We start from the raw sequence: 12148 nt of genomic DNA, 5'->3' as shown, positions 1-12148 counted from the left end.
GGCGGTCCCGGCGGGGACACCGGAGCCCTCAGCCGCCGGTGAAACGGGGCTGCCGCTTCTCCGCGAAGGCGGCCATCCCCTCGCGGGCGTCGGCCACCGTGGCGTGCGTCCTGAGGTGGTACGCGTCCTGGAGCCGCAGCCCGTACTCCGCCGGCTGGCCCCAGCTGCGCTCCCGCAGTTCCTTGAACAGCCCCACCGACGCGGTCGGAAGCGCGGCGAACCGGCCGGCCAGCTTCGCCAGTTCGCGGTCGAAATCCTCCGGTGCGCAGAGCCGGTCGAACAGGCCCAGGTGCACCGCCTCGTCCCCCGACACCATCCGCCCGGTGAGGTAGATCTCCGTCGCCCGCGCCGGACCGGTCAGCCGGGACATCAGCACCACGTTCCCCACATGGCCGACCCCGGCCAGGCAACTGCCGATCGAGGCACGGGTGTCCGCCAGCCGGAAGTCGGCGGCGCAGGCGATCTCCGCCCCGGCGCCCGCCGCCGCGCCGGTCAGCCCCGCGATCACCGGCTTCGGCAGGTGCAGGATCGCCTCGCAGACCCGCAGGTAGTGCGCGTCCGAGGTGATCGGGTCGAAGGGGGTGTCCACCCGGTCGCCCAGCCGCCACCGCCGTACGCTCTCCACGTCGTCGCCCGCGCAGAACGCCCCGCCGCTCCCGGTGAGCACGACCGTGCGCACCCGGCGGTCGTCCCCCGCGCACATCAGGCCGAGCAGGAGATGGCGGGAGAGCGCCAGATCGAGACTGTTGCGGCGGTGCGGCCGGTCCAGAGTCAGCGTGGCGACCCCGTCCACCAGCGAGGCGCGCAGCGGCACGTCCTCCTTGCCGTCCACCCGGTCGGCGAAGTCCGCGAACGACTCGGTCGCCGCCCCCGCCCACTCGGCCGCGGACCCCGTGCCCGCGTCGGTCACTCCCTGGCTCATACGATCCTCTCCCTGCGTACGCGGATCCCGGCGGCCTCGCGGTCCCACGTCCCCGCCACCACGCCCTCGGCGCGCAGCGTGTGCTTGGTGGGCTTGCCGGTCGGGGTCTTGGGCAGCTCCGGCAGCACCCGGACGTAGCGCGGCAGCATGAAGTGGGCCAGCCGCTCCCGGAGGAACTCCAGCAGCGCCGCCGGGTCGACCGGCGCCGCCGGGTCGCGGTCCGCCACCACCAGCAGCACCTCGTCCTCGCCCTCGTCGCCGGGGACCGCCACCGCCGCCGCCTCCAGCACCCCCGGGTGGGCCACCGCCTGGGCCTCGACCTCGAAGGACGAGATGTTCTCGCCGCGTCGGCGGATGGCGTCCTTCTTGCGGTCCACGAAGACCAGCCCGCCGTCCGGCGCGCGCCGGAAGGTGTCCCCGGTGTGGAACCAGCCGTTGCGCCACACCGCGGCCGTCTCGGCCGGCCGCCCCAGATAGCCGCTCAGGAACGACCACGGCCGGTCCGCCCGCAGCACCAGTTCGCCCGCCTCGCCGTCCGGCACCTCCCGGTCGTGGTCGTCGACCACCCGGGCGGTGATGCCCGGCCGGGGGCGCCCGCAGTGCATCGGGACCCCCGGGCGATGGTCGGGCGCGGACAGCACCGGACAAGACACCTCGGTCATGTTGAACAGCGCGCGGACCGACACCCCGAACCGCCGGGAGAACTCCTCGGCCCCCTCGGTGAACGGGATGACGTAGGCGGCCCGCAGCGGATGCGCGGTGTCCTGCGGCAGCGGCGGCTGCTTGAGCAGATAGGTCGCCATCACGCCGAGCAGCGTGCAGAGGGTCGTCCCCGTACGCCGGATCAGCGGCCAGAACTCACCGGTGCTGAAGGCGGGCACGACCGTCACCGAACCGCCGTGCACCAGCATCCCGTACGCCCCGATCGTGCCGCCCGCGTGGAACAGCGGCAGCTGGAGCAGATAGCGGTCCTGCGGTCCGGCCATGCCGTGGAAGGCGGCGGTGCAACTGCTGTACAGGTGCGCGTAGGAGGAGACGACCCCTTTGGAGGGGCCGGTCGTCCCGGAGGTGTAGACGACGGTCTGCGGGTCCCACGGCTGCGGCGCGGGCACCGGCTCGGTGAACTCCGCCCGGTCCGCCCGCAGTCCCGTCTCCACCCGGTAGCGCGCGGAGAGCCGCCCGGCGAGCGCCGCCACCTCCTGTGGCGTGTCGTCGGGACCGGGCAGCAGCACCACCGTGCGCACCGACCCGGCCCGCTCGTCCCCTTGCGCCAGCCGGGCCGCCAGCGACGGCCGGCAGACCAGCACCGCGGCCCCGCTGTCGGCGATCACCTGGCGCAGGATCGCGCCCCGGTAGGCGATGTTCAGCGGCACCAGCACCGCGCCCGCCAGGTTGACCCCGTACCAGACGCGCAGCGCGTCCGCCCCGTTGGGCAGCCAGCTCAGCACCAGCTCCCCGGGGGCGACGCCCAGCGCCTGGAGCGCGGCGGCCGTCTCCTCGGTCTCCCGAAGGGTGCGCGCGTACGACCAGGTGTCGCCGTCCGGCATCAGCGCGTACGGCGCCGTCGGCGTGGCGGCGGCGCGGCGGCGGAGCAGGGGTCCGAGGACGCACTGCTCGGCCGTCGGCACGTCGGCGGACGCCGGATCGAGTATGTCCTCGCTCACGCGGTCTCCCCGGCCCCTGGGGCGGGCAGCACCTGCAACCGCAGCACACTGTGGTAGGGGCCCCCGTGCCAGACCGTCTGCCGTGCGGGCCGGCAGTGGTCCGCCTCGCCGACCGGACCGGGAAGGTTGGGATGCCGGTCCAGGTGGGGGAAGTTGCTGCTGGTGACGTGGACGCGCAGCCGGTGCCCGGGGGCGAAGCGCCACGCGGTGTCACCGAGCAGCAGATCGGCGTCGTACGGCTCCTCCTGCGGGGCGCCTCCCGGGCCCTCCAGCCGGAGACTGGCCTCGGCCACGAGCAGTGAACGCCCGTCCGGGCACACGTCGGTGAGCTTGGCGACCACGGCGGTGGCGGGCGCGTCCGAGCCGAAGCGGAGCCGCAGCCGCTGCCGGCCCACGACGTCCAGCGGCTCGGTGAGCGGCTCGGAGGTGTACAGGAGCACGTCCGGCCTGCTCTCCAGGTGCGCCTGGTTGAGCGGACCCGCCGCCAGCCGGCCCAGCTGGAGCACCCGCCCGCCGTGCGAGGGCACCGGGTCCTCCGGGTCGTAGGTGAACGCGTCCCGCCCCACGCCCCCAGGGGGCGGTGCGGACAGGAGCCGGCCGCCCTTCCCGTCGCCCTCCGGACCCGCCAGGTACCAGGAGGCGTCCACGGCCTCGGGTGGCGGCCAGCTCTCGGCCCGGTGCCAGGTGTCGTCACCGAAGAGGAAGTACCGGACGTCACCGCCCGCGGCCTTTCCGGCGCCGTCACCGCCCGCGGCCTGCTCCGTGTCGGGTCCGGCCGGCCGCAGATGGCGGTCGAAGAAGTCCAGGTGCAGATCGGCCAGCCGCGCGCCCTGCGCCGAACCGTACGGGCCCGTGTTCACCTCGCCCTGCACCTGCGGCAGCTGACCGGAGTGCACCCAGGGCCCGACGACCAGCTCGTGCCGCCCGGCCACCGGGTCCTGGGCGCGCACCGCACGGTGCAGCTCGATCGTGCCGTAGGAGAACACGTCGTACCAGCCGCCTACCGAGAAGGTGGGCACGCCGACGTCGCCGATGCGGTAGTCGGCCACCGTCGCCGTCTTCCCCGCGAAGACGTCCCGGAGCCGGCCGGGGAACCCCTCGAAGTCGAGGACGGCCGACAACGGCAGGCGGCGCAGCGGCACGTCGGGCGTGGTGAGGAGCTGGACGACCTCGGCGACGACCGCCGCGTCCACCGGATCGCCCGCCGCGGCCCGGCGCTGCACCCACTCCAGCGCCGTCAGACCGAGCCAGCTCGTGAGGTGGTCCAGCCGCAGGCAACCACCCAGCTGCTCGGCGTCGAAGGCCGCGGAGGTCGACATCGCGGGCGCGATGGCCCGCAGGTGCGGCGGCTTCTCCATGGCGGCCAGCCACTGGACGATCGCCTGGTACGAGGTGCCCGCCATGGCCACGTTCCCGTCGCACCACGGCTGCCGCGCGGCCCACTCGACCGTGTCGTAGCCGTCCGGGCCCTCCTGCGCCCAGTCCAGCGGGGCCCACTCGCCCTCCGAGGCGAACCGGCCACGGGTGTCCTGCACCACCGCCGCGTACCCCCGGTCCACGCACTGGGACGGGGTCAGGGTGGCCAGTCCCAGGGCGGACTTGCCGTACGGCGTGCGGAAGAGGACGGCGGGCGAGGGCGCCGCGTCGGCGGGCCGCCAGACATCGGCCCGCAGCACCGTTCCGTCGCGCATCTCCACCGGCACGTCGTGCTCGATGAGGGTGGTCCTGCCCATCAGCGGTTCTCCTCGGGGGCCGGTCCGGCGCTCCCGGCGCGGGAGCGGTTCAGATGGCGGGTCATGGCGTCACCGGCGGCGGCCCGGCTCGCCGAGGGCTCGACGCGGACCAGCGGGCCCACGCTCATCCGGGCCGGCCGGTCCAGCAGCCACGCGACGGTGTCCGCGACGTCCTCCGCGTCCAGGACCTCCTCCTCGGGGACGCCGAGGTCGCCGGGCCGGGCCGCGAGCCGGGTGGAGACCCAGCCCGGGGCGACGGCGACCGCGCGGACACCGAAGTCGCGGTTCTCCTCATGGATCAGTTCGGTGAGCCGGTGCACGGCGTGCTTGCTGACGCCGTAGGCACCACTGCCCGGCACCACCTCCGAGCCGACGCCCGAGCCGATGTTCACGACCCAGCCGTGGCCGCGTTCCCGCATCCCCGGCAGCACCGCGCGGGCCAGCAGGAACGGCACGGTGAGGTTCACCCGCACCTGCCGCTCCCAGTGCCGCTCCTCGGTCTCGTGGACGGCGGCCAGCCGGATGGCGCCGGCGCTGCACACCAGCAGCCCCACCGGCCCCAGCGCGGCGGCGGTCGCGGCGACCGCCTCGGCGGGGGCGCCGGGCTCGGCAAGGTCCAGGGCGACCGGCAGCGCGGTCCCCCCGGCCTCGCGGATCGACTCCGCGACCTCCTTCAGCTCGGCCTCCCGCCGGCCGACCAGCGCCACGGCGCTGCCGCGGGCGGCCAGGCGGCGGGCGACCGCGGCCCCGATGCCGGAGGAGGCGCCGGCGACGAGGGCGACCGGAGGGCCGCCCGCCACTCCCGCGGCGCTCACCGCTGCTCTCCCGGCGCCGCGTCCGCCGACGCGGCCTGGGCGGACGCCGGTTCCGGGTAGCCCGGCCGCAGCGGCGCCACGTCGCCGAGGCCGAAGCCGCCGTCCGCGCGCAGCACCGCACCGGTCGTCCGGGCGGCCGAACCGCTGAGCAGATGGCCGAGGACGGCCGCGACCTCACGCGGGTCGCCGACCCGTCCGGCCGGTATCCGGCTGATCCAGCCGCGCCGGTGCTCGGGGCCCGCCGCGTCACCCATCGGCGTCTCGATGATGCCGGGGGCCACGCAGTTGGCGCGGATGCCGTGGCGGGCCAGCGAGACCGCGAGGCACCGGATGTACTGCGCCATCGCCGCCTTGCTCGCCCCGTAGTACTCCAGCCCCGCGACCGGGCTGAGCGTGGAGCTGACCGAGGAGACCCCGACCACCGCGCCGGCCGTCCCCTCGTCCCGCCAGCGGGCCGTCAGGTACTCGGTGACCGCGACGAAGCCGTGCAGGTTCACGGCGAAGGTCCGGGCGGCGGAGGCGGGGTCGCCGCCGACCGCGCTGAAGCCCAGGTGCCCGGCCGCGTACAGCAGTGAGGTGACGCCGCCGGCCGTCCGCCAGGCGCGCTCGCCGAGCGAGGCCGCGTCCTCGGCGTCGGAGAGGTCGCAGCGCAGCGCCCACGCCCGGCGGCCGCGGTCCTCGACGCCGGCGGCGACCTCCTCCAGCGCCGAGGTCCGGCGCGCCGCCAGCACCACGTCCGCCCCGCGCCCCGCGAGATGGAGGGCGGCGGCCCGGCCGATGCCGCTGCTGGCCCCCGCCACCAGGACCGTACGTCCCAGGAGGTCCTGGCCGGTGACCGGCTCCGGGGCCGGATGCGAGGCCGCGGCGCCGCGGCGCGGCGCGGGGACGGCGGGCGGCCCGGCGGGCAGCGACGGGATGTGGCCCAGCCCCGCGCCTCCGTCGGCCGGCAGTGTCTCCCCGACCAGGTACGAGCATCCCTCGGAGACCAGGAAGGCCACACCGGCGGCCACATCGGCGGCCGTGGTGGTCCGGCGCTGCACGAGATAGCGCAGCAGGCCGGCCTCGGCGGCGGGGGAGAGGCGGTGGCCCAGGCCGGGGGAGTAGCCGGTGACCACGGTGTTGCCGACGACGCCGCGCCCGGCGACCTCGGTGACCAGGTGCTGCCACCAGGCCCGGTCGGCGGCGAGCCGGGCGTGCCGGCCGGGGTCGGTCCCGGCGTGCGGCTCGCCCGTCGCGTCGGTCACCAGGACCAGGCGGCCCCGGCCCGCGGACGCCATCGCCAGGGCGGCCGACCGGATGCGTGCCCGGTCCAGCCCCGGCGAGCGCTCCGCGCCGTACGCCTCCTCGCCGAGCAGTAGCGCGCAGTAGGCGGCCGGGGCGGGTTCCGCGGTGCCGGTCCGGCCGGTGCCGGGGGTTTCGGGGGCTTCGAGGGCCTCTGGGGCTTCGGGGGAGAGCCCCAGGGCGCCGAGCGCGTCGGTGAGCGCGTCGACCGGAGTGCCCGGCGCCCCGGTGGCGTCGACGACCAGGCGGGCGTCGACCGGCGCCCGCAGCGGGTCCCCCGCCACGGCCGTCCCGGGCCGCGCCGCCGTGCTGTGTACGTGGGTCATGGCAAGTCGCCGCCTTCGTATTCGATGAGCATGCTGGTGGCGTCACCGCCCGCCCCGGAGGCGAGCACCAGCGCGCTGTCGCCCCCGGTCGCCAGGCCGCCCGCGAGCACCGGATCGCCCGGCAGCGCCGCGTACGGCGTCAGGGTGTTGGCGCTGGGCGCGATCCGGCCGTGACGCAGCATCAGGAGGCTGCCGAGGAGTTTGACCAGGCCGCCGGTCCCGGCGACGTGTCCGAAGACCGCCTCCTGGTTGGTCAGCCGCAGCTCGCCCTCGTACCCCGTCGCCTTCCGGATGCCGGCCAGCGCCTGGCACAGGTGGTCCTCGACGAACCGGTTGCCGTCCGCGTAGTCGTTGACGAACGCCAGATCACCCGGCCCGCGCGCGGCCGACGCGAGCGTGGCCAGCACGTCGCCCACCACGTTGTCGGGCGGGCCGGTGGCGACGGTGGAGGGGCCGTTGGAGCGCGAGGTGCGCAGATGCGCGCGGTACCGCAGCCCGGGCCGGTCCCCGGTCGCCGCCGGGTCCTCCAGGACGACGGCGAGGGCGCCCTCCCCGGTGGCGTTGCCGGTCTGGATCTCGTCGTGCGGCCGGACGTCGGAGGGGTCGTCGGACAGCGAGGAGGCGCGGTAGCCGCTGCGCCCGGTGTGGCTGGTGCCGGCCACGAACACCGGGTCCACGGTGGTGTCCACACCGACGACGACGGCCCGGTCGATGTCCCCGCAGCGGAACATCTGCTGGACCAGGTGGAGCGTACGCAGCGCCACGTTGCAGGAGCCCGCCACGCTGAGCGTCTGGCAGGGGAGCCGCAGTCCGGAGGCGACGGTGCCGATCACGCTGGGCGGGGTCCCGTTGAGCCAGTACTCCATGCCGAGGGCGGCGACGCCCTTGTCCCGGGCCAGCTCGTAGTAGCGCTCGGTCTCGGGGAAGGCGAACTGGAGCGAGCAGGCGACCAGCGCGGTGCGCTCGGCGTCGAGGTCCGCGGCGGTCAGCCCGGCCTGCTCCAGGGCCCGGGCGACCGCGCCCGTGGCCATCAGCCCGGCACGCGACGAACGGCGTATCTGCCGCTGGGAAAGCGGTAGTTCCTTCTCCGGGTCCCACTGGCCGACCGTTCCGGCGATCCGGAGGGGGAGGCCGGGACGGTCGTACGGGGAGAGGCAGCTCGTCCCGTCGCGCACCACCCGCCAGAAGGTGTCCAGGTCGGTGCAGGCACCGCCGTCCGGCCCCGGCAGCACGAACCCGGCGCCGGAGAGCCGCAGCAGGGGTGTCTCAGCAGGCATCGCCACCTCCCAGCAGCAGCGCGCTGTTGACCCCGCCCACCTGGTAGTTGAAGCTCAGCGCCCGGTCGAACTCCAGGGCACGCGTCGTGGTTCCCGGCACCGGGTCGAAGGAGCAGACCGGTGACGGGTCCGTGCAGTTGGCGGTGGGGCAGACCGCCCCTTCCCGCATCATCATCAGCGTCAGCGCCGTGCCCAGCGCGCCGAGCGGCGCACCGCTGTGCCCGAAGCACGCCTCCTGCGAACTCACCAGCACCTGCGGGGACCTGTCACCCCACAGGGACCGGACGGCGTTGGACTCGATCCGGGTGAACAGCGCGTCGCCCTCGCCGCCCCCGTTGACGTACGGGATCCGCGCCAGCGAGGTGTGGTCGCCCAGGGCGCGGCGGGCCGCCTCGGCCAGCGCGGTGCCGCCGGTGTCGATGGCCACCGCGCTGTTGAGCCCGGAGCGTGTGGTGGCCTGGCCGAGGACCGCCCCGTGCGCGCGGGCGCCGCGAGCGGCGGCGTGCTCCCGGCTCTCCAGGATCAGGGTGACCGAGCCGTCGCCGTAGTTCATGCAGTCGCCCGCCGCGTCGTAGGGGCGCATCGGCCGGTCGTGGCGCGGCGCGGCCGGCGGATCGTCGTTGTGCCGCACGGTGACGGCCTCGCGCTCGACGACCTCCCGCAACCGGTGGCCGTGCAGCACCCGTTCGGTGTCGAAGCGGTCCACCCCGGTGACGACGACGAGGTCGCTCTGCCCGGCGGCGATCATCGTGCGGGCGATGCCGAGCAGCACCGAGGAGGAGGCGCAGCCGCAGCTCACCGTGTAGTTGGCGCCGGTGGAGCCGAGCAACGCGGCCTGGACCGGACCGACGTCGCTGGAGGTGCCCGCCACCAGGAGCCGTACGAAGAGGGACTTGGCCTCCCTCGGGCCGACCGTCGACGGATCGGCGTCGTGCCAGGCGCGGTAGCTGTCGTAGTTGCTGTCCACCCCCGCCCGCGCGGTCAGCACGTCCGCACCGCGCAGCTCGCCCGCCGTGTGGTCGAGGCCGGCGTCCCGGCAGGCTTCGACCAACGAGACCATCCCGTAGAGGTGGACGTCGGCGTAGCTGCGCAGATAGCGGGAGGGGACGTCCGGCAGCAGTTCCTCGAACGCCTCCCGGGCCCCGCGCACGGTGCCGTGGTGGAAGCCGTCGCGTTCGACATGACTGGCCCCGGTGGCGGCCGTCGCCCAGACCTGCCCGGCCGTGCGCACCGGCTCGTCCGCCGCGCCGGGCAGACAGAAGCCCATGCCGGTGACCAGCGCGTCCCGGGGGCCGGGGGCCCAGGGGCGCGCCGCCGGGGCGAACGGGTCCTCGGGCGGTGCCGGTTCGCCCCGCGCCCGGCCGTACTCCTCGCTCACAGAGCCCCCGCGTCCACGTTGACGGCCTGCCCGGTCATCCCGCCGGACAGGTCGGAGAGCAGGAACAGCACCTGCGCCGCGATCTCCTCCGGGCGCACCAGACGGCGCAGGATGGTGCTGTTGACCGCCCGCTTCAGATACCGCTCCCAGGTCAGGTCAGCCGGACCGTGGTGCTTGGCGATGGCTGCCATGAACGGGTCGCCGTACCGCTCGCCGTCCGTGGCGGCCGGGCTGTCGGTGAGCCCGGGGCAGACCGCGTTGACCCGCACGCCGAAGGCGCCCAGCTCGGCGGCGAGCGCCTGCGTCAGGCCGTTCAGTCCGAACTTCGACGCGCAGTACGAGGTGTTGGCGGGCAGCCCGCGCTTCCCGGCGATGGAGGAGACCATCACGATGTTGCCCTCGCGCCGCTCCATCATCCCCGGCACGATCGCACGGGCGACCCGGAAGGCCCCCAGCAGATTGATGTCGAGGGTGGCCATCCACTGGTCCTCGTCCTGGTCGCACAGGAACGCCTGGTTGCGGGCCTCGCCCGCGCAGTGCACCAGCCGGTCGACCGGGCCGAGCCGCTCCTCGGCCTCGCGGACGCAGGCGCGCACGCTGTCGGGGTCGGTGAGGTCGCCGGGGACCGCCACCGCCCGTCCGCCGTCCGCCTCGATCCGCTCGGCCAGCAGCCGCAGCTCCTTCTCGCTGCGTGCCATGAGCGCCACCCGGGAGCCGTGGGCGGCGAGCATCGTCGCCAGGACGGCGCCGATGCCGCTGCTGGCGCCGGTCAGGAAGGTGGTCCTGCCCTGGAGCAGGGTGGGTGCGAAGCCGCTGGTCATGCTGTGTTCTCCGCTTTCTCGGGGAGGTCCGCCGTCGCGGCTGCCGTGCTGGTTACGGGGATCCGGTCGGCCGGGGGCAGGACGCGAGGCGGCAGCCCGCCCGCGTCGACCTCCAGCACCGTGCCGGTCACCGAGGGGTTGTCGGCGGCGAAGACGACCGCCTCCGCCACGTCCTTCTCTTCGCACCAGCGGCGCAGCGGCACATGGCGCCGCAGATCGGCCATGTAGGCCGCGTGCCGCTCGTTCGCCGCCGACCGGCGGCGCAGTGCCTCACCGTCGACGACTCCGGGCGCCACCGCGCTGACCCGGATGCCGTACTCGCCCAGCTCGGTCGCCCAGGTGCGGGTCAGCGCCTCCACCCCGGACTTGGCGGCGCAGTACGCCGACTGCCCGTACGCGCCCCTGCGCACGGTGGAGGAGATGTTGACGATGGCTCCGGGCGTGCCGGCGGCCAGCATCGTCTGCGCCGCGTGCCGGCCGACCAGGAAGGTGCCGGTGAGCAGGGAGGTCAACACCTGTTCGAAGTCCTCCAGCGGGTGCGGGGAGAGCAGGGGAGGCCCGTCGGGCCGTTCCCTGACGCTCACCAGGCGGCGGGAGAAGTTGCTGCCCGCGTTGTTGACGCAGAGCCCGAGCGGCGGTGCGTCCTCGGCCAGCCGCTCGAACAGGTCGGCCACGGAGCGCTCGTCGGTGACGTCCGCCCGCACGGCGTGCAGGACGAGCCCGTCGTCGGCCGCCGCCTTCACGGCCGCGTCCAGGCTCTGGGGGTCGCGCCCGCAGATCACGGTGTGCCGGCCCGCCGCGGCCAGACGCCGGGCGATGGCCGCGCCCAGGCCCCGGCTGCCGCCGGTGACCAGGGCGGTCCCGTGGACGGCGTCGTGCCGCCCGGAAAGTGATGGCTGATCAGACACGGAAGAGCAGCCCCCCGTAGTACCAGCCGGAGCCCACCGTGGGCGTGTAGCAGAGGTCACCGGCTTTCAGCCGGCCGTCGCGCGCCATCTCGGACAGCACGATCGGCACCGAGGCGCTGCCGGTGTTCGCCCGGATCTCGTAGTTGGTGACGAAGCGCTCCTGCGGGATGGAGAGCCGCTCGCGCACCGCGGCGTGCAGCTGACCCGTGCCGGGATGCGGTACGACCCAGTCGATCTCGTCCATCGTGACGCCCGAGCGGGCCAGCATCCGGGCGGCCAGGTCGGCGTGCGAGGCGGCGGCGATGGAGACCAGCTCGCGGCTGCTCTTGATCCACCCGTTGGGCGGGTGGGCGGTGACCGTCTCCCGGCCGGAGCCGTCGCTGATCAGCAGCGAGTCCCACAGCCCCGCGTCCGGCTCGGCGCCGCGCGAGAGCACGGCCGCGCCGGCCGCGTCGCCCACGATCAGCTCGCCCTTGCTGCCGGGGCGCACCCGGCGCGAGAACCGCTCGCTGGAGACGACCAGCGCGTGCCGCCAGGTGCTGTGCGTGCCGAAGTACGCCGCCGCCGTCTGCACGCCGTGCACGAACCCCGTGCAGGCACCGCACACGTCGAAGGCCAGGGCCCGGTCGGCGCCCAGCAGATGGGCGGTGTGCGGGGCCCACTCGGGGACGAACTGGCGGTCCGTCCAGTTGCTGACGATCACCAGGTCCAGCTCGTCGGGCGTGACGCCGGCCTGCTCCAGCGCCGAGTGGGCGGCGCGCACCGCCATGTACGCGGGGGTCTCGTCCTCGTCCGCCACATGGCGGCTGCGGACGTCGAGCCGGCCGATGACGGCCTCGTCCACCGCGTTGCCCGCGGGGTCGTCGGCGCTGCCGTTCTCGAGGAGAAGGCGTGGGTAGTAGTGCCCGAACCCGGACAGGCGCAGTCCGCTCTCGCGCCACAGGGAGGTCTCGTCGTGCATCTCTCGTCTTCCCGTACTGTGCGGTGGTGCCGGCCACGGCCCGGCGGAGGGGGATGAGGCCG

The 12148-nt window shown here is 75.1% G+C and carries 10 protein-coding genes; all 10 read right to left on the bottom strand.

Going from position 1 to position 12148, the window contains the following annotated elements:
* Positions 1-28 precede the first annotated feature (28 nt).
* From AB0F01_RS16360 to AB0F01_RS16315, 10 genes are read right to left on the bottom strand one after another with little or no spacing between them, the layout of a single operon-like run.
* Positions 29-922 carry an enoyl-CoA hydratase-related protein gene (locus AB0F01_RS16360; RefSeq protein ID WP_362095349.1) on the bottom strand — a complete coding sequence of 298 codons (894 nt, stop codon included), beginning with the start codon at positions 920-922 and terminating at the stop codon, positions 29-31.
* A complete protein-coding gene (locus tag AB0F01_RS16355) occupies positions 919-2586 on the bottom strand; it encodes an ATP-dependent acyl-CoA ligase (RefSeq protein WP_362095346.1) in 1668 nt (555 codons plus the stop codon). Before AB0F01_RS16355 ends, AB0F01_RS16360 begins: the two co-directional genes overlap by 4 nt.
* Positions 2583-4319, bottom strand: a complete 1737-nt coding sequence (locus AB0F01_RS16350; RefSeq protein ID WP_362095343.1) for a CocE/NonD family hydrolase — start codon at positions 4317-4319, stop codon at positions 2583-2585. Before AB0F01_RS16350 ends, AB0F01_RS16355 begins: the two co-directional genes overlap by 4 nt.
* Positions 4319-5134 (bottom strand): SDR family oxidoreductase, encoded by an 816-nt coding sequence (locus tag AB0F01_RS16345; RefSeq protein WP_360598058.1) that lies wholly within the window; start codon positions 5132-5134, stop codon positions 4319-4321. The genes AB0F01_RS16350 and AB0F01_RS16345 overlap by 1 nt, the downstream gene beginning before the upstream one ends.
* Positions 5131-6741, bottom strand: a complete 1611-nt coding sequence (locus AB0F01_RS16340) for an SDR family oxidoreductase (RefSeq protein WP_362095340.1) — start codon at positions 6739-6741, stop codon at positions 5131-5133. The genes AB0F01_RS16345 and AB0F01_RS16340 overlap by 4 nt, the downstream gene beginning before the upstream one ends.
* Positions 6738-8018, bottom strand: a complete 1281-nt coding sequence (locus tag AB0F01_RS16335; RefSeq protein ID WP_362095337.1) for a beta-ketoacyl synthase — start codon at positions 8016-8018, stop codon at positions 6738-6740. The genes AB0F01_RS16340 and AB0F01_RS16335 overlap by 4 nt, the downstream gene beginning before the upstream one ends.
* Positions 8008-9396 carry a beta-ketoacyl synthase N-terminal-like domain-containing protein gene (locus AB0F01_RS16330; protein WP_362095334.1) on the bottom strand — a complete coding sequence of 463 codons (1389 nt, stop codon included), beginning with the start codon at positions 9394-9396 and terminating at the stop codon, positions 8008-8010. Before AB0F01_RS16330 ends, AB0F01_RS16335 begins: the two co-directional genes overlap by 11 nt.
* The gene (locus AB0F01_RS16325; protein WP_164333308.1) at positions 9393-10217 is read right to left on the bottom strand and encodes an SDR family NAD(P)-dependent oxidoreductase; all 825 of its coding nucleotides are present in this window, start codon (positions 10215-10217) and stop codon (positions 9393-9395) included. The genes AB0F01_RS16330 and AB0F01_RS16325 overlap by 4 nt, the downstream gene beginning before the upstream one ends.
* Positions 10214-11125 (bottom strand): SDR family oxidoreductase, encoded by a 912-nt coding sequence (locus AB0F01_RS16320; RefSeq protein WP_362095331.1) that lies wholly within the window; start codon positions 11123-11125, stop codon positions 10214-10216. Before AB0F01_RS16320 ends, AB0F01_RS16325 begins: the two co-directional genes overlap by 4 nt.
* On the bottom strand, positions 11118-12086 hold the full coding sequence (locus tag AB0F01_RS16315; protein WP_362095328.1) for a ketoacyl-ACP synthase III: 969 nt from the start codon (positions 12084-12086) through the stop codon (positions 11118-11120). The genes AB0F01_RS16320 and AB0F01_RS16315 overlap by 8 nt, the downstream gene beginning before the upstream one ends.
* Between the last annotated feature and the right edge of the window lie 62 nt (positions 12087-12148).

It is taken from the genome of Streptomyces sp. NPDC029526 (assembly GCF_040637405.1).
Taxonomy (GTDB): Bacteria; Actinomycetota; Actinomycetes; order Streptomycetales; family Streptomycetaceae; genus Streptomyces.
The sequence above is the reverse complement of the archived record's forward strand: the minus strand, read 5'-3'. Positions and strand labels throughout refer to the sequence as shown.